The organism is Streptomyces sp. NPDC048288, from assembly GCF_043201555.1.
GTDB lineage: Bacteria > Actinomycetota > Actinomycetes > Streptomycetales > Streptomycetaceae > Streptomyces.
Genome location: NZ_JBICZD010000001.1, coordinates 758,696 through 775,099, shown reverse-complemented (window position 1 = coordinate 775,099; position 16,404 = coordinate 758,696). Strand labels below are relative to the sequence as shown.

At 70.3% G+C, this 16,404-nt stretch carries 15 protein-coding genes and 1 pseudogene; 11 read left to right on the top strand and 5 right to left on the bottom strand.

Annotated features, from left to right (window positions below; translation table 11 throughout):
- Positions 1-79: 79 nt before the first annotated feature.
- The 3 genes from ACGFZS_RS03425 to ACGFZS_RS03415 all read left to right on the top strand — a co-directional run bounded on the left by ACGFZS_RS03425 (position 80) and on the right by ACGFZS_RS03415 (position 2,660).
- Positions 80-688 carry a TetR/AcrR family transcriptional regulator gene (locus tag ACGFZS_RS03425; RefSeq protein ID WP_393793709.1) on the top strand — a complete coding sequence of 203 codons (609 nt, stop codon included), beginning with the start codon at positions 80-82 and terminating at the stop codon, positions 686-688.
- Between the two features lie 78 nt (positions 689-766).
- Positions 767-1,486 (top strand): VanZ family protein, encoded by a 720-nt coding sequence (locus tag ACGFZS_RS03420; RefSeq protein ID WP_393793708.1) that lies wholly within the window; start codon positions 767-769, stop codon positions 1,484-1,486.
- 19 nt (positions 1,487-1,505) lie between these two features.
- Positions 1,506-2,660 carry a sensor histidine kinase gene (locus ACGFZS_RS03415; RefSeq protein WP_393793707.1) on the top strand — a complete coding sequence of 385 codons (1,155 nt, stop codon included), beginning with the start codon at positions 1,506-1,508 and terminating at the stop codon, positions 2,658-2,660.
- On the opposite strand, the gene ACGFZS_RS03410 is transcribed toward ACGFZS_RS03415, so the two are convergent.
- Entirely contained in the window at positions 2,611-5,604 is a 2,994-nt protein-coding gene (locus ACGFZS_RS03410; RefSeq protein ID WP_393793706.1) for a bifunctional [glutamine synthetase] adenylyltransferase/[glutamine synthetase]-adenylyl-L-tyrosine phosphorylase, read from the bottom strand. The genes ACGFZS_RS03415 and ACGFZS_RS03410 overlap by 50 nt on opposite strands.
- Positions 5,605-5,730: 126 nt before the next feature.
- Between ACGFZS_RS03410 and ACGFZS_RS03405 the strand changes: the two genes are divergently transcribed.
- The 4 genes from ACGFZS_RS03405 (at position 5,731) to ACGFZS_RS03390 (ending at position 9,546) form a co-directional block, all read left to right on the top strand.
- Positions 5,731-6,231, top strand: a complete 501-nt coding sequence (locus tag ACGFZS_RS03405) for a pyridoxamine 5'-phosphate oxidase family protein (RefSeq protein ID WP_393793705.1) — start codon at positions 5,731-5,733, stop codon at positions 6,229-6,231.
- Positions 6,232-6,372: 141 nt separating this feature from the next.
- Positions 6,373-7,245, top strand: a complete 873-nt coding sequence (locus tag ACGFZS_RS03400) for an alkaline phosphatase family protein (protein ID WP_393793704.1) — start codon at positions 6,373-6,375, stop codon at positions 7,243-7,245.
- Between the two features lies 1 nt (position 7,246).
- The gene (locus ACGFZS_RS03395; RefSeq protein WP_393793703.1) at positions 7,247-8,518 is read left to right on the top strand and encodes an MFS transporter; all 1,272 of its coding nucleotides are present in this window, start codon (positions 7,247-7,249) and stop codon (positions 8,516-8,518) included.
- The gene (locus ACGFZS_RS03390) at positions 8,515-9,546 is read left to right on the top strand and encodes a TolB family protein (RefSeq protein WP_393793702.1); all 1,032 of its coding nucleotides are present in this window, start codon (positions 8,515-8,517) and stop codon (positions 9,544-9,546) included. The genes ACGFZS_RS03395 and ACGFZS_RS03390 overlap by 4 nt, the downstream gene beginning before the upstream one ends.
- A 27-nt stretch (positions 9,547-9,573) precedes the next feature.
- Here ACGFZS_RS03390 and ACGFZS_RS03385 read toward each other — a convergent pair whose 3' ends face one another.
- Both ACGFZS_RS03385 and ACGFZS_RS03380 read right to left on the bottom strand, forming a co-directional pair.
- Positions 9,574-10,680: a PP2C family protein-serine/threonine phosphatase gene (locus ACGFZS_RS03385; protein WP_393793701.1), complete on the bottom strand. Its 1,107-nt coding sequence runs from the start codon at positions 10,678-10,680 to the stop codon at positions 9,574-9,576.
- A gap of 136 nt (positions 10,681-10,816) precedes the next feature.
- Positions 10,817-10,903, bottom strand: a pseudogene (locus ACGFZS_RS03380) (glutamine synthetase); the annotation flags it as partial.
- Between the two features lie 500 nt (positions 10,904-11,403).
- Between ACGFZS_RS03380 and ACGFZS_RS03375 the strand changes: the two are divergent.
- From ACGFZS_RS03375 to ACGFZS_RS03365, 3 genes are all read left to right on the top strand, one after another.
- Complete coding sequence (locus ACGFZS_RS03375; protein ID WP_393793700.1) at positions 11,404-12,648, top strand: hypothetical protein; 1,245 nt, start codon at positions 11,404-11,406, stop codon at positions 12,646-12,648.
- Between the two features lie 203 nt (positions 12,649-12,851).
- A complete protein-coding gene (locus tag ACGFZS_RS03370) occupies positions 12,852-13,313 on the top strand; it encodes a GntR family transcriptional regulator (protein ID WP_393793699.1) in 462 nt (153 codons plus the stop codon).
- A 1-nt stretch (position 13,314) separates the two neighbouring features.
- A complete protein-coding gene (locus ACGFZS_RS03365) occupies positions 13,315-13,881 on the top strand; it encodes an HD domain-containing protein (protein WP_393793698.1) in 567 nt (188 codons plus the stop codon).
- Here ACGFZS_RS03365 and ACGFZS_RS03360 read toward each other — a convergent pair.
- A complete protein-coding gene (locus ACGFZS_RS03360) occupies positions 13,869-14,342 on the bottom strand; it encodes an NUDIX domain-containing protein (RefSeq protein WP_393793697.1) in 474 nt (157 codons plus the stop codon). The two genes, ACGFZS_RS03365 and ACGFZS_RS03360, sit on opposite strands and share 13 nt — an antisense overlap.
- 2 nt (positions 14,343-14,344) lie before the next feature.
- Positions 14,345-15,112, bottom strand: a complete 768-nt coding sequence (locus ACGFZS_RS03355; protein ID WP_393793696.1) for an XRE family transcriptional regulator — start codon at positions 15,110-15,112, stop codon at positions 14,345-14,347.
- 1,000 nt (positions 15,113-16,112) lie between these two features.
- Here ACGFZS_RS03355 and ACGFZS_RS03350 point away from each other — a divergent pair.
- The gene (locus tag ACGFZS_RS03350; RefSeq protein ID WP_393793695.1) at positions 16,113-16,280 is read left to right on the top strand and encodes a hypothetical protein; all 168 of its coding nucleotides are present in this window, start codon (positions 16,113-16,115) and stop codon (positions 16,278-16,280) included.
- Positions 16,281-16,404 lie beyond the last annotated feature (124 nt).

Genomic DNA, 16,404 nt, shown 5'->3' with positions numbered 1-16,404 from the left:
GCCTTTCGGTTTTGGCAATGTAGCCTCCTCCTGGACATCCGGGAAGACCCGTTTCACACCTCCGGGGGAGAACACACGCATGGGACGGCCGCGCACCGCGCTCCTCGACCGGGAGCGGATCACCACGACCGCGCTGCAACTCGTGGACGAGCAGGGCGACTTCAGCGTCCCGCAGATCGCGAAGCGGCTCGGCACCCAGGCCGGTTCGCTGTATCACCATGTGGACGGCCGGGACGGCATCGTCGAGCTGCTGCGCGAACGGGTCGCGGCGGCGATCGACCCCGCGACCCTGGATCTGGCCCCCTGGGACACCGCCGTGGAGTCCTGGGCCCGCTCCTACCGGGCCGCGTTCGCCGCCCACCCGAGGGCGATCCCGCTCCTGATGACCTCGCCGGTGCGGGCGCCCCGGGTCCTGGAGCAGTACGAGCGCGCGGTCACGGTGCTGCTGGCCGCGGGTTTCGCCCCGGCGGACGTGATGCCCCTGCTGATCGCCCTGGAGAACCTGGTGCTCGGCTCGGCGCTGGACCTGGCGGCCCCGGAGACGATGTGGGAACTGACCACGGAGACACCGACCCCGCACCTGGCGGAGGCCCTGGCGGCGGTGGGGGCGGGCCGGGCGGACCGGGCGTTCGAGGTGGGCCTGACGGGCCTCATGGACCACGCCCGGGCCCTGCTCCGGCGCCCATGACGTACACCGTCCCGTGTATCGCGGGCGTATCGAGAACCGCATACGCGGCCGCAACGCCCCGACGGCTGTCATGGGACCGTGAACCGAAACGCACCCCCGCCGGCACCTGCCCGGCGCACGCGCCCTCGCACTCTCACGGCCCTGCTCCTCTCCCTGGCGGTCCTCGGCCTGGCGAGCGCCGCGTTCGCCCTGCGGCGGCCGCTCATGATGGCCGCCCCGAGGTGCGCGGCCGGGCAGTGGCACGGCTGCTTGGACACGTTCAACGGTGTGGTGCTGATGACGTTGGCCACGCTGCCGTTGGCCGTGCTGGTGGCCTGGGCGCTGGCCCACCGTCGGCGGGCCGCGGGTGTCCCGTGGGCGTGGCGGACGTCGCTGGCGGAGGTGGGCATGGTCCACGGGACGGTGCCGTTCCTGTGGCTGACGATGATGCCCGGCGAGGGGGCCGGCACCGCCCCGGCCCGGGTGAGCCTCGTACCGCTGCGGGACCTGGTCACGATGGGGGCGCTCGGGATCGTCGGCAACCTGCTGGTCTTCGCGTCGCTGGGGTTCTTCGCCCCGGTGCGGTGGGCGGCCCTGGCGTCCCTGCCCCGGGTCCTCGCGCTCGGGGCGGGCTGCTCGGTCCTGGTGGAGACCGCCCAGTACGTGCTGCGGCTGGACCGGGTGTCCTCCGTGGACGACGTCCTGGTCAACACCGTCGGCGCCGTGCTGGCCGGGCTGGCGTCGCGCCGCTGGTGGCGTTCCGCGGCGCAGGCGCCCTCGGACGAGCCGCGCCCCGCGCCGCCGGTGCCGGCGCGCTGAGCCCGTCGCGGCGGCACCCGTGAAGCAGCGCCCGGAGTTCAGTGCCCGGCTGAAACTCACCCTCAGCTACGCCGGGTTCCTGCTCGTCGCCGGTGTTCTCATGCTGGCCGTGATGTGGGTGTTCGTGCTGCGCTGGCTGCCCAACGACGACGCCAGGTCCATCCAGAAACGGTTCGGCGCCGTGATCATCCTCGGCCCCAAGCGCTCCGACCTCCTGAACGGCTTCGCCCCCGCCGCGGCCACCGCGCTGGCCTTCCTCCTGGTGTTCGGGCTGGTGGGCGGCTGGCTCCTGGCCGGGCGGATGCTGAGGCCCCTCACCCGGATCGCGTACGCGGCCCGGCTGGCCTCGAACGGATCGCTCTCCCACCGGATCCGTATGCGGGGCCCCAGGGACGAGTTCCGTGAACTCGCCGACGTGTTCGACACGATGCTCGAACGACTGGAGTCCCAGGTCGGCGAACAGCAGCGGTTCGCCGCGAACGCCTCGCACGAGCTGCGCACCCCGCTGGCCGTCACCCGGGCGCTCCTGGAGGCCGCCGGCCACGATCCCACCGAGGACCAGGGCGCGCTCGTCGAACGCCTGCGGACGGTCAACACCCGGGCGATCGACCTGACCGAGGCGCTCCTGCTGCTCAGCCGCGCCGACGGCAGGGGCTTCAGCCGTGAGCCCGTCGACCTGTCCCTCCTCGCCGAGGAGGCCGCCGAGACGCTGCTGCCGCTCGCCGAGAGGCGCCGGATCACGCTCGACGTCACCGGCGGGCCGGCCCTGGCCGCCGGCTCGTCGGCGCTCCTGCTGCGGATGGTGACGAACCTCGTCCAGAACGCGATCGTCCACAACCTTCCCGCCGGCGGCACCGTGACGGTCCACACCGAACCGCGGGACGGCGGGAGCGTGCTGCGGGTCGAGAACACCGGCCCCGCGCTGCCGCCGGACCTGGTACCGACCCTCACCGAACCCTTCCGGCGCGGAACCGACCGCGTCCGTGGCGACGAACACGCGGGCGTCGGCCTCGGGCTGGCCATCGTGCGCAGCGTCGTCCGCGCGCACGACGGCACCCTCGACCTCGCGCCGCGCCCCGCCGGCGGCCTCCTGGTCACCGTCCGGCTGCCGGACGGGGCGGACCTCAGGCCCCGTAGAAAAGGTCCTCCACGACCGCCCGGGCCCGGCGGGTAGTACGCCGGTACGCGTCGAGCATGTCCCCGGCGTGCCCGTCCCCGTAGCCCAGGTACCGCCCGACGGCGGCCAGTTCACGGCTCTCGGTGGGGAACGTGTCGCCGGCCCGCCCCCGCACCAGCATCACGGCGTTGCGCACCCGGGTGGCCAGCACCCACGCCTCGTCCAGTATCGCGGCGTCCTCGGCCCCCAGCAGGTCCGCCGCCCGCGCCGCGGCCAGCGCCTGACGGGTCCGGGTGGTCCGCAGCCCCGGCTCGGCCCACCCGTGGCGCAGCTGCAGCAGCTGCACGGTCCACTCGACGTCGGAGAGCCCGCCAGGACCGAGCTTGGTGTGCAGCTTCGGGTCGGCGCCGCGCGGCAGCCGTTCCGACTCCATACGGGCCTTGAGCCGCCGGATCTCGCGGACCGCGTCCTCGCCGAGCCCCTCCGCCGGGTACCGCAGCGGGTCGATCAGCTCGACGAACCGGCGCCCCAGCTCCTCGTCCCCGGCGACCGGGTCGGCGCGCAGCAGGGCCTGCGACTCCCACACCAGCGACCAGCGGCGGTAGTACGCCTCGTAGGACTTGAGGGTGCGCACCAGCGGCCCGGACTTGCCCTCGGGGCGCAGGTCGGCGTCGATGAGCAGCGGCGGGTCGGCGCTCGGTACCTGGAGGAGCCTGCGCATCTCGGCGACCACCTTGTTGGCGGCGTCGGCGGCCTCGCGCTCGTCCACGCCCTCCTGCGGCTCGTGCACGAACACGACGTCGGCGTCGGAGCCGTAGCCCAGCTCGTGCCCGCCGAAGCGGCCCATGCCGATCATCGCGAACCGGGTGGGCAGGGTGTCGCCCCAGCCGTCGCGGACGACCGCCCGCAGGGTGCCGGCCAGGGTGGCCGCCGTCAGGTCGGAGACGGCCGCGCCGACCCGGTCGACGAGGGCGCCCTGGTCGGCCTCGGCGGGCTTGGTCTCGGTGCCGTAGGAGTCGACGATGTCGGCGGCGGCCGTACGGAACAGCTCGCGGCGGCGCACACCGCGCGCTGCCCGTACCCCGTCCTCGGCGTTCTCGGCGCGGCCGACGGCGGCGAGGATCTCCTGCTCCAGCTGGGCGCGGCCGCGCAGTTCGAGTCCGCCGCCGTCGCCGTCGCCCAGCAGGGCCACGGCCTCCGGGGCGCGCATCAGCAGGTCGGGGGCGAGGCGGCCGGCCGACAGCACCCGGGCGAGGTTCTCGGCGGCGGCGCCCTCGTCCCTGAGCAGCCGTAGATACCAAGGGGTCTTGCCGAGGGCGTCGGAGACCTTGCGGAAGTTCAGCAGGCCCGCGTCCGGGTCGGCGGAGTCGGCGAACCAGCCCAGCAGGACGGGCAGCAGGGTGCGTTGGATGGCGGCCTTGCGGGTGACGCCGGAGGCGAGGGCCTCCAGGTGGCGCAGGGCGGCGGCCGGGTCGGCGTAGCCGAGGGCCTCCAGGCGTTCCCGGGCCGCCTTGGGGCTCAACCGTGCCTCGCCGGGGCCGAGTTGGGCGACGGCGTCGAGCAGCGGGCGGTAGAAGAGCTTCTCGTGCAGCCGTCGTACGACGCCCGAGTGCCGCTTCCACTCGCGGGTCAGCTCGGTCACCGGGTCGGCGCGCAGGCCCAGCGAGCGGCCGAGGCGGCGCAGGTCGGCCTCGCCCTCGGGGACCAGGTGGGTGCGGCGCAGCCGGTAGAGCTGGATGCGGTGTTCCATGGAGCGCAGGAAGCGGTAGGCGTCGTCGAGCTGGACGGCGTCGGCGCGGCCCACGTAGCCGCCGGCCGCGAGCGCCTGGAGGGCGTCGAGGGTGGTGCCGGAGCGGAGCGTGGCGTCGGCGCGTCCGTGCACCAACTGGAGGAGCTGGACGGCGAACTCGACGTCGCGCAGGCCGCCGGGGCCGAGCTTCAGCTCGCGCTCGATCTCGGCGGCGGGGATGTTCTCGACCACCCTGCGGCGCATCTTCTGCACGTCGGCGACGAAGTTCTCGCGCTCGGCGGCCTTCCACACCAGGGGGTCGAGCGCGGCGATGTACTCCGCGCCGAGGCCGAGGTCGCCGGCGACCGGGCGGGCCTTGAGCAGGGCCTGGAACTCCCAGGTCTTGGCCCAGCGCTGGTAGTAGGCGAGGTGGCTGCTGAGGGTGCGCACGAGCGGGCCGTTGCGGCCCTCGGGGCGGAGGTTGGCGTCGACGGGCCAGATGGAGCCCTCCACCGTCGTCTCCGAGCAGATCCGCATCATGTGCGAGGCGAGCTTGGTGGCGGAGCGCAGCGCCTTGGCCTCGTCATCTTCGTCGGCGGCCTCGCCGACGAAGATGACGTCGACGTCGGAGACGTAGTTCAGCTCGTGGCCGCCGCACTTGCCCATGGCGATCACGGCGAGCCGGCAGGCGGCGGCGTCGGCGGGCGCGGCGCGCTCGGCGAGGGTGAGGGCGGCGCGCAGGGTGGCGGTGGCCAGGTCGGCGAGTTCGGCGGCGGTCTCGGCGACATCCGTGGTGCCGCAGACGTCCCGGGCGGCGATGGACAGCAGGCAGCGCCGGTAGGCGACCCGGAGGGAGATCGGGTCGGCGGCCTCGGCCAGGCCGCGTTCGAACTCGGCGACGCCGGGGTGCAGGTCCCGGGGCTCGTAGGTGACCAGGGCCTCCCAGTCGCGCGGGTGCCGGGCGAGGTGGTCGGCGAGGGCGGCGGAGGCGCCCAGGACGCCCAGGAGGCGGTCCCGGAGCGGCTTGGCCGCTATCAGGGTGTCGAGGAGTTCCCGGCGCGCGGTGTGGCCGGGCTGGGCCTCCAGGAGCCGTACCAGGCCGTGCAGGGCGAGATCCGGGTCGGCGGTGGCACCGAGTGCCTCCAGGAGGACCGGGTCGTCGCGTACGGCGGCCAGCTCCGGGCTGTCCAGCAGCCGCTCGGCGGCCGAGGCATCGGTGAAGCCGTGCCGCAGCAGTCGCGTGAAGGTACTGCTCCTGCGCCCCGGCGTCATGTGCGGCCTCCCCTTGGGATCACGATCATGCTGGCCAGACGAGCCTAACCGCAGAGGCTGTCACGGGCGCCGATGAGTTTCGCGCCGGATCGTGGTCTGTACGGGCAGACGACGGTGGGAGGCATCATGCGTGAACCCCGGGGCGTACTGGACGCCCGGTACAGCAGCGAGGGCACCTCGGCGCACGACTGGTCCGAGGCGGAGAAGGTGCTGACGGAGTCCGAGCTGTTCTGGATCTCGACGGTACGGCCGGACGGGCGCCCCCATGTCACCCCGCTGCTCGCGGTCTGGCACGACGGCGCGCTGCACTTCGGCACCGGCCCCGGCGAGCGCAAGGCGCGCAACCTCGCCGGGAACCCGCACGTCGTGCTCACGACCGGCACCGACAGCTGGACCGAGGGGTACGACGTCACGGTCGAGGGCGAGGCGGTGCGGGTCGCCGACGACGGGCGGCTGCGCGAGCTGGCGGCGGCCTGGGAGGCGAAGTACGGCCCGTTCTGGCACTACGAGGTGGCCGACGGGTACTTCCACCACGGTCCGGGCCGGGCCCTGGTCTTCGCCGTGGCGCCGCGCAGGGTGCTCGGCTTCGGCAAGGGCGAGCCGTTCAGCCAGACGAAGTGGGAGTAGTTCACCGGGTTTTCATCCGCACGGTCCGATGCGATGGAAAAGGGGAATGTTGGCGTGTGCATGCTCTTTCCGCACCGCCACCAGCCCCTCCCTTCTCCAGCACCGGAGGTTGATGTGTCCGGCAGTTCCGCACGTCCTGGGATGCTGCGCCGAGCCCGTACGGCGGTGGCCTCCGCCACCGCCTTCACCGCGGCCGCCGTCGGCCTGTGGACCGGGCTCGGCGGCGGGTCCGCGCACGCCGCGAGCGCCGTACCGACCCCGGACCACGTGATCGTCGTGGTCTTCGAGAACCACGCCTACAGCCAGGTCATCGGCTCGTCCAGCGCCCCGTACATCAACTCGCTGGTCTCCGGCGGCGCCAACCTGACCCAGATGTACGCCGAGACCCACCCGAGCCAGCCCAACTACTTCGCCCTGTTCTCCGGCTCCACCCAGGGCATCACCGACGACAGCTGCTACACCGCGGGCTTCTCCTCGGCCGCCAACCTGGCCTCCGAGCAGCTCGCCGCCGGCCGCACCTGGGCCAGCTACAACGAGACCCTGCCCAGCCAGGGCTCGACCACGTGCAGCAGCGGCAACTACGCGCGCAAGCACAACCCGTGGTTCGGCTTCAGCAACGTCCCGACGTCGACCGCGAAGACCTTCGCCCAGTTCCCCACCGACTACACCACCCTCCCCCAGCTGTCCTTCGTGGTCCCCAACCTGTGCAGCGACATGCACGACTGCTCGGTGTCCACCGGTGACACCTGGCTGAAGAACAACCTCGGCGCGTACGCGACCTGGGCCAAGACCCACAACAGCCTCCTCGTCGTCACCATGGACGAGGACAACCGGCTGGCGGGCAACCGCATCCCGACGGTCCTGTACGGCCAGCCGGTGACGGCGGGCTCGTCCTCCGCCACCACCTACGACCACTACGACCTGCTGCGCACCCTGGAGGACGGCCAGGGCCTGAGCGCGCACGCGGGCAACGCGGCGTCCTCCTCCGACATCACCGGGATCTGGGCGTCCTGACGTGTACGTAGCGGACAGCCGCGCGAGCACTCCGGCGACGGCGTCCGTGGAAGGTACCGCCCGGCCCACCGCGGCCGGGCGGTACCGCTCCACGATCGCCCCCACCGTCCTCGCCCTCGGCACGGTCAGCCTGGTCACGGACGTGTCCTCCGAGATGGTGACGGCGGTCCTCCCGCTGTACCTGGTGACGGGCCTGGGCCTGTCCCCGCTGGGCTTCGGCCTCCTGGACGGCGTCTACAACGGCTTCTCGGCGGTCGTACGCCTGGTCGGGGGCCATCTGGCCGACCGGGGCGGCGGCCGGCACAAGTGGGTGGCCGGCGCGGGCTACGCCCTCTCGGCGCTCTGCAAGCCCCTGCTGCTGATCGCCCACACCCTCACCCCCATCGGCCTGATCCTGGCGGCGGACCGCACCGGCAAGGGCCTGCGCACGGCTCCCCGCGACGCCCTGATCTCCCTCTCCTCCACCCCGGAGACCCGGGGCCGCGCCTTCGGCGTGCACCGCGCGATGGACACGGCGGGCGCGCTGCTCGGCCCGCTGGCCGCGTTCCTCATCCTGCGCGCCACGGTGGACGGCTACGACGCGGTGTTCACCGTCAGCTTCTGCGTGGCGGTGGTCGGGGTCCTGGTCCTGGTGCTGTTCGTCCCGGGCCGGCGCTCCCCCGCGGCGGACACCGGCACCCGCCCCACCCTGCGCGCCGCGCTCGGCCTGCTCGCCCACCGCGACCTGCGCCGGATCACCGTCTGCGCCCTCCTCCTCGGCCTCGCCACGGTGAGCGACTCGTTCGTGTACCTGCTGCTGCAGCGCCGCCTCGGCGTCCCGGACGGCTGGTTCCCGCTGCTCCCGCTGGGCACGGCCGCCGCGTTCCTGCTGCTCGCCGTACCGCTCGGCCGGCTGGCGGACCGCTGGGGCCGCTGGCGCGTGTTCCTGGCCGGGCACGGGGCGCTCCTCGCGGCGTACACGCTGCTGCTCACCTCCTGGCACGGCTCGGCGCTCCCGTACGCGGTCCTCGCCCTGCACGGCACGTTCTACGCGGCGACCGACGGGGTCCTGATGGCGGCCGCGTCGGACAGCGTCCCGGAGGCCCTGCGCTCCTCGGGCCTTGCACTGGTCCAGACGGGTCAGGCCGGGGCACGTTTCGCCTGCTCACTGGCGTTCGGCGCGGCCTGGACGCTGTGGGGCGACCGTACGGCGCTGCTCGCGGCCGCGGCGGCCCTGGCGCTCTGCGCCGTCTACGCCCTCACGCTCCGCCCCTTCCGGGAGGCCGCCGTATGACCCTGAGGTCCCGCATCCTGATCCTCGCCGCCGCGCTGGCCGTCCTGGCGGCGATCGCGCTGGCCTCCGTGCTGCACGCGTCGGCCCGGGCGGAACTCCGCGACCACACCCGGGCGGGCGGCCCGAAGATCACCCCGGGAACGGTGACCCTCACCGCCCCGGGCCGCATGGTCTTCCGCAACATGGCCTGGGGCCCGCACCGCGACGAACTGACCACCACCCCCGCCTCGGACCCCGCCGGCCCCCGCACCGCCTCCGGCGTCAAATGCCTGCGCTTCTACGCCGCCTCGGGCACCGGAGTCTGCCTCCAGGCCGTCCACGGCCCGGTCTCGGACACCTACCGGGCCCTGATCCTGGACGCGCACCTGAAGGAACGGGCCCGCTACGACGTCCCCGGCATCCCGTCCCGGGCCCGGGTCTCCCCCACCGGCCACTACGCGGCGTGGACGGCGTTCGTCGGCGGCGACTCCTACGCCGGCACGAACTTCTCGACCCGCACGGCGATCGTGGACACCCGCACGGGGGCCTACATCCCCTCACTGGAGGCCTTCCGCATCCGCAAGGACGGCAGGGCGTACCGGTCGGCGGACGTCAACTTCTGGGGCGTGACCTTCGCCCCGGACGACACCACCTTCTACGCGACCCTGGCCACCAAGGGCGCCACCTACCTGGTCCGGGGCGACCTGCGCACCCGCACGGTCACCACCCTCCACCGGAACGTCGAATGCCCGTCCCTCTCCCCCGACGGCACCCGTATCGCCTACAAGAAGCGGGTGAAGGGCCTCCCGAAGGACGCCCCCTGGCACCTGTACGTCCTGGACCTGCGCACCCTGCGCGAAACCCCCCTCGCGGAGACCCGGAGCGTGGACGACCAGGCGGTGTGGAAGGACGCCCACACGGTCGTGTACGCCCTGCCGGGCGACTACGGGGCGGACCTGTACGAGGTCCCGGCGGACGGCACCGGAACCTCGCGGCGGATCAGCGTCTCGGCGGTGTCCCCGGCGTACGTGGGCTCCGGCGTCGGCTGAGGAGGCCGGGAGCGGCCCGGGATCTCCTCACAGGCGCACGATGACCAGGGCGGTGTCGTCGGTGGCGCCGCCGGGCGGGAGCAGGTCGTCGAGCACCGCGTCGGCGAGGGCCTCGGGGCCGGCCGCCCGGTGGCGGGCGAGGGAGTCGGCCAGCCGGGCCAGGCCGGTGTCGATGTCCTCGCCACGGCGTTCGATCAGGCCGTCGGTGTAGAGCACGAGGACGGCGCCCTCCTGGAACGCCACGTCGGCCTGGATCCGGGGCGCGTGCTGCGGGCGGGCGGCCAGCGGCGGGTCGGTGGCCCGGTCCAGGAACTCGACGCTCCCGTCGCCGTGCAGCAGCGCGGGCGGGGGGTGCCCGGCGCTGCTGTAGGTGAGGGTGCGGCTCTCCCAGTCGACGAACGCCGTGGCCACGGTCGTGTTCTCGGCGCCGTCGACGGTACGGGCGTACAGCCCGAGGACCTCCAGGGCGCGGGCGGGGCCCTCGGCGACCAGGGAGGCGGCGGTGAGGGCGCTGCGCAGCTGCCCCATGACGCCGGCGGCGGACAGACCGTGCCCGACGACGTCGCCGACGGCCACGGCGATCCGGTCGCCGGGCAGGTCGACCAGGTCGTACCAGTCACCGGCCACGTTCAGCGCTTCGGCGGCGGGCCGGTACCGCACGGCCGCCGGATGCCGGCCGACCGGGCGGGGAGCGGGCAGCATGGCCTCCTGCAGCGTCAGCGCGACCTCACGGGCGCGGATGAGCTCGGTGACGTCCTCCACCCGGTGCAGCAGCAGCGTCACCCGCCCGTCCTCCCCGATCACGGGCGTGTTGGTCAGGTCGTAGTACCGCTGGTCCCATGCCCCGGGCTGGTCGGGGTCCCCCCGGTCGTACTGCATCGCCACGATGCTGTGCTCACCGGTGTCCGCCGCCTGCCGCAGCGACGCCAGGATCTTGAGCAGGAAGGGCTCGGTGGGGTCCTTCGGCGGAGTGTCGTCGGGCAGGAACCGGCCGACCACCTGCTCACGCGGAAGGCCCCGCAGACGCACGAACTCCGCGTTGGCGTCCACGATGGTCAACTGCGGGGTCACCAGCGCCACCGCCCCGGGAAGCGTCTGGAACACGGCCTCGTAGTCGACCGCGGGTACCTTCATGACATTCCTGCCTCGCCACCGTGTCCGTGCTCTTCTCACGATACGAGTGCACGCGCAGACACCAGGGGGCCGACGGTCCGTGACCGCCGACCCCTTCGCCCGATGAGCGGAAGCCCGCCCCGACCTGCCCCTACCCCTACAGCACCGGCAGGTTCTTGCGCAGTTCGAAGGCGGTGACCTCGGAGCGGTACTCCTCCCACTCCTGCTTCTTGTTGCGCAGGAAGTGGCGTCGGCCCGGAGTGACCTCACGCGATCAATGTCGGGGCGGCGTTGGCCTGCGGCCGAACGGTCGTCATGGGTTGTCATTGGTCGCCGTGGGCCGCCCTTCGACGGCCCGCAGACGGCCCGACTTGCCTCCGCCGTGCTGCGTGCGCTCCGGAGTCCTCTAGCCGATCGAGCGGACGCCCTGAAGGAGGGTGCGCGTCCAGCCGGCGAGGCGTCCGATCAGCATTCCAGCACGATCACAGCCTGCTTGACTGAACGGCAGGATCACTAATGCCGGGACACTTGCCACCGTGACGATCAGGAGCGGAGGCAACAGGATCAAGACGACAGCTACACGCTGCACTGCTGCCAGGTAGCGGGCGCCAGGGACGGGGATCAACGAACAACACCTTTCCTCTGCAGGCGATTGGTCCGTTGCCTAGACTTCTCGGCTGGTGCAGTGTTGCGCCACGTGGCACATGCTGCCAAGGAGTTGGCAACGCGAGCAGGGGGAGACAAGTGACGGAAGAGAACCTGCCAGCTCTCCTCAGGCCGTTGGATGGCGAGTTGCCCGTCGAGGCCCGGAATCTGGCTGCCAGCCTGCGCGTGCTGTTCAACGGGCTTCAAATTTCTGTCCGCCGGTACGCGGCTCGACGCTCGCGCGACGCCGGAGCGATTTCACGGTATCTCAACGGAACACGACTCCCCCCGTGGGAATTCGTTCTAGATCTGGCCCGAGATGTGGCCGCGCATCGCGGCGAGGTAATAAAGGAAGAAACTTTGCAGCTCTTGCGGGAGCAGTATCGCATGGCCGTAGAGACCGGAGGGAATCCCACAAGCCTCCTTAAGTTGACTCAATCCCAACTGGCTGAAGCAGATCGAAAATCCCAGCAGAGTGCTATCCAAATCCAGGTCCTCACACAGGCGGTACAGGACCGTCAAACCCTTCTAAATGACGTCGAACTGCAATTGCGCAAGATCCGTCACCGTGATGCCATCATGGAGTTGGAGATCGATAAGCTCACGGAAGAGCGTGACCAGCTACTAAGACAGAGGAGTCAATTGCGGGAGGAAGTGGATGCCCTTAGGGGGCAACTGAAGATGACAGTGGATCGGGCCAATGACCTTGAAGCCGAATGCTCGTCACTTGAAAATAAGCTTGCCTCCCTCGAAAGCGCAGATGGGACCGACCATTTCACGCCGGGCGTGATGGCATTCGGCATGCTTGAGATAGTCGGATTCACCCGTATAGTCAAAAGGTTCGACCAGGCGGAGCTAATTACCCTTGTCTGGAGCTTGCGAAGGCTGTGCCAGCAAGTGGCACTGACAACTGGTGCAAGATTCTTCCACACGCGAAATAGTGACGTTACGTTTGTTGCCCCGACTGCGAGTGCTGGCGCAGAGACAGCCTTGCTGCTGACCGAATCCGGACTCATGAAAACCGGGGAGGACATAGGCGCCGAGGTTCGGGTGGGACTCTGCTATGGGCACGTCTATTCATCTGCCGGAATCATGTTCGGCGAATCTGTGAGCCTCGCTGAAAGACTGTCCGGAATTGCGCCAAGGGACGCAGTTTTGGTCAGCCAAGCACTGAAAGAACAACTTCAATCTGAATCGACGCTGCGAATAGAGGGGGAAACAGGCGGGAGATTTCGGGCCAAGGTCATGTGGCAGCGTCCCATTCGCGGCTTGGGCGTCGTTGAGCCATGGCTCCTGGAAAGGCCCTTCGATCGCGAGCTCGAAAGCTTCCCGCAGGGCGACTGATGGTGGCAACCGACGCTCAAAAGGCTTGCGAGCCGTACTGTCGCATGAGATGGGTGGGGCCCGGAGGCTGGGCCGACACCAGCGAGCTTTCCAAGAGCAGCGCCTGGTGCAGGTACATCACCACCACGCCTCCGTACGGTGGTCCCATAATGGGAGTCTTGACCCCTGGTAGTCATGAGAAGCCGGACGGAGAGGGACATCGGGTGTCGCAGCAGGCCAACCCTCGGGGAACCTTCCTGAAGATCGCCGACTTGGTGAAGAGACAGATTGAGGACAACCCGAACCTGACGGAGCTTCCGTCGCTGGCTGATGTCATGCGCGACCACAAGGTCTCACGGGGGGTCGCCCTCCGTGCCTTCGGCGTGCTCCGGCAGGAAGGCATGGCTGAACCGGTCCCGGGCGAACGCTGGCGCGTTGTGCGCACGGGGGCGCAAGTCGACCGGCGACCGCTCGATCAGCGGCTCGCGGACATCATCACGGCTGAAAGACTTCAGGTAGGGGAAGCATTCCCAAGCGCTTCCACGCTGGCTGAGCGGTTCGGAGTATCGCGCCCGACAGTGACCAAGGCGTTGGAGAAGTTGGAGACCGCCGGCGTGCTGGCGGAGGGTGGACAAGGCAAGGTGCGGAGGGTCCGCGCAGTGCCGACGCGAGAGGAGCGTTCGTAGCTTGCCGACGTTGACGGACTGGGCCTATCCCCTCGCTGAGTCCCTTCTCGCCGAGCCGCTGCCGCGACGGTGGAAACACTGCCTCGGAGTTGCCGAGAGGGCACGCACCATCGCGCTCATCCTTGGCGATGACGCGGATCTGCTGGAGGCCGCAGCGGTGCTCCATGACATCGGCTACGCTCCCGACCTGGCCAAGACAGGCTTTCACTCGCTGGACGGCGCGCGCTACCTCCGGGATGTAGCTAACGCCGACGCGCGGATCACCAACTTGGTCGCTCACCATTCCTGCGCCTGGATGGAGGCGGAGGCGCGTGGCCTGCGCGAGGAATTGGAAGCCGAGTTCCCGCGGGAGAGTGCGCACCTGAACGACGCGCTCTGTTACTGCGACATGGACACCACGCCGGACGGCACGCCCACGAACCCGATCGACAGAGTGAACGAGATCACCGGACGGTACGGGCCGGACAGCCTGATCGGTACGTTCATCCGGCGGGCGGAACCGGAGATCCTCGCGAGCACGTCGCGCGTGCTCGAACGAGTGGCGGCCGTCAAGCGTCAGCCGATGTAGGGCGCCGGACGCGTCCGGTCCAAGGCGTGCTCGATCCGGAGCCGCATGGTCGGGTGGATGTCGAACGTGGACAGGTCCGCCGGGGCAACCCAGCGGACCTCTGTCGTCTCGCTGCTGGTACGGACCTCACCACCGACCGGCCGTGCTCGGAAGCAGATGCTGAACTGCTGCCGGATCTCGCCGTCGTCGTACTTCATCACGTGGCCCGGGTCGGTGTAGATCCCGGACATGTCGACGACTTCCGCCTTGATGCCGGTCTCTTCCCAGACCTCTCGCACGACGGTGTCACTGATGGACTCACCCACGTCGTGCCCCCCGCCTGGGAGCGCCCAACGGCCGTTGTCGGAGCGCCGGATCATCAGCACGTCTCCCGCGTCGTTCTGCACGAACGCGACTACGGACGGCACGACCGAGTTGGCCGGCGGGGCATCCGGGTCGTGGAGGTAGTCAATGCGTCCCATGGTCAGGCTCCCTTGATACTCGCGAAGTCGGCATCCGTGATCTGGCGTGCGTTCTCCCAGGTGTGTTCGATGCTATTCGCATAGGTGTCGAACAACCCGCCGTCCGCCACGCGGCGCAGGTGCAGCACAGGGGCCATATAGGCGCCGATGCCGTAGACGTGCGGGTTCACGAGCATCTCGTCATCAGACCGATAGATCGAGTTGTAGAGAGTCGAGTCATGCAGCCGGAACCCGACGTCCGGGTGACTCCTCATGAGCGGACGGTAGAGCACCAGGGCGTTGCGAATCTTGCCGTCCATGATCTGGTGACCCTCGTCTATGCCGCGCTGCCGGACAGCCGCGCAGTCGGGGTCACCCAGCAGGATGCGGACCTGGACGCCCGCCGCGACCTTCGCCTTGAGCAGGTCGTGGAACAGGGGATCCTCCGACAGAAACAAGCCGGAGTACACCAGCACGTCGAGGGTCTTCTGTGCCCTGGCGTAGATCTCACGCCACAGACCGGACGGGACCGTGTGTCGACGGGGGTATACGGTCCCGATCTCGGCTTTCGTCAGGTCCGCCGCGCTGTCGACCGTGCGAGCGTCGTCCCACAGGGTCGTCACGTCGACCTTGAGCGCTGCGGCCGTCGCGTACTGGTGTCGGCGGTACGGGACCTTGCCCTGTGTGATCCAGCGTTCGACTGTCTTCGGGTTGACGTCGATGGCTTCGGCCAAGCCCTGAACGGTCATGCCCCGCGCTAACAGAGCCGACCGCAAGCGTTCGTTGGACATCTGCACCCCCGATGGGACGTCTAGGGACCTCTTGAAGGTAGCCAGATCTCCCAGAGCTGTCCACGCATGGGGTGACCGACTCCCCTGAGCTGCGGCGATTCTGATGGTGCGCCAAGACGTCCCGGCGCAGAACCAAGAAGTTCCGTGGCTGTACTTGACGGACCCCTATGCAGTACCTGTAAAACAGGTACTGCATCGCCCGGAGGAAAGCCCCGCAAGGGGTGAGTACGAAGGAAGCGGCAGTTGGTTGAGAACTCAACAGTGGGTTGAAGTTGACGGGGTGTGAGTCCCTGTCCCCTGTGACGGCCGGGGTGATGGTCGTCGGCGGCCACTTCGTGGCAGGCGAACCCGTCCTGCCCCGCGTACCGGCTCTGGAGAACAGCCCTGGCGATCATCCCTTCATTACTGGAGGTCAACCCCGGGGTTGCCACCCGATACGCGCCGCCCTGCTGGCGTCAGAGCAGTGATGATGACGCGCCCGACGTTCCCGGCTCGGGGCCGGTACTCCGTGGCAACGGAGTACCGGTGAAGCCGTGTCCCTGCGTTCTGCGGGAGGTCGGTGTGAACCGACGACATACCAGGGGTGCCCCCGAACCGGACCGGTCGGCGGCACCCGTCCAACCTTTCCGGTCCGTTTCCTGGCTTCGCAGCACTCACGCTGCGGCCGGCTGCCTCTCCCGCCCGTACGGCCCGCTGCTGCGGAGCCGGACGGGCGGGGGCGCGGGGAGCCGGAGACCTACCGGCTCGACACGAGAGCGGTCCCCGGGTGGCACCCCGGGGACCGCGTACAGGCGCCTGATGTGGAGGTCACCTGTGGTGACGAGTCTGACAGACAAGGAACGCGACGACCTGTCGCGGAAGAACGCCGAGGCGAACAAGCGCAGCGAGGACAACACCCGTGCCCGGGGCGGCCGTTGATGGCCAGTGCCGAACACGAGAAGACCAAGCCGCCGCTTCCCGTCCGTCCGCCGCGTCCGCACCCGCACGCGGGGGTGTGCTGATGGCGACCGATCCAGCGGCATGGCACCTGGAAACCAGCGCGGACGCGTGGGCTTCCGACCTCGGACAGCAGGACCCCGCCCCGGTCGCGGCTGAGCGGGCCTGGCAGCAGCAGGAGATCCGCACCGCCTACGAGGACGCGGCGCACCTGACCGAGCAACCCCGGTAACACCCGCTCACCTACAGCCCCGGCATCCAGCCGTGAAGGGCGCCGGATCGAATCCGGCCCGGGGCACTCGCCCCCGCCGCGTCTGCGGCCGGGGCCCCGGAGTGGCCGCCGTCTCGCCAAAGGC

What these genes read in the sequence shown, in the direction of transcription:
- ACGFZS_RS03385 (WP_393793701.1), bottom strand. Translation starts at nt 10,680, where the DNA reads ATGAAGGTACCCGCGGTCGACTACGAGGCCGTGTTCCAGACGCTTCCC.
- ACGFZS_RS03360 (WP_393793697.1), bottom strand. Translation starts at nt 14,342, where the DNA reads ATGGGACGCATTGACTACCTCCACGACCCGGATGCCCCGCCGGCCAAC.
- ACGFZS_RS03390 (WP_393793702.1), top strand. Translation starts at nt 8,515, where the DNA reads ATGACCCTGAGGTCCCGCATCCTGATCCTCGCCGCCGCGCTGGCCGTC.
- ACGFZS_RS03405 (WP_393793705.1), top strand. Translation starts at nt 5,731, where the DNA reads ATGCGTGAACCCCGGGGCGTACTGGACGCCCGGTACAGCAGCGAGGGC.
- ACGFZS_RS03410 (WP_393793706.1), bottom strand. Translation starts at nt 5,604, where the DNA reads ATGACGCCGGGGCGCAGGAGCAGTACCTTCACGCGACTGCTGCGGCAC.
- ACGFZS_RS03400 (WP_393793704.1), top strand. Translation starts at nt 6,373, where the DNA reads ATGCTGCGCCGAGCCCGTACGGCGGTGGCCTCCGCCACCGCCTTCACC.
- ACGFZS_RS03355 (WP_393793696.1), bottom strand. Translation starts at nt 15,112, where the DNA reads ATGTCCAACGAACGCTTGCGGTCGGCTCTGTTAGCGCGGGGCATGACC.
- ACGFZS_RS03425 (WP_393793709.1), top strand. Translation starts at nt 80, where the DNA reads ATGGGACGGCCGCGCACCGCGCTCCTCGACCGGGAGCGGATCACCACG.
- ACGFZS_RS03350 (WP_393793695.1), top strand. Translation starts at nt 16,113, where the DNA reads ATGGCGACCGATCCAGCGGCATGGCACCTGGAAACCAGCGCGGACGCG.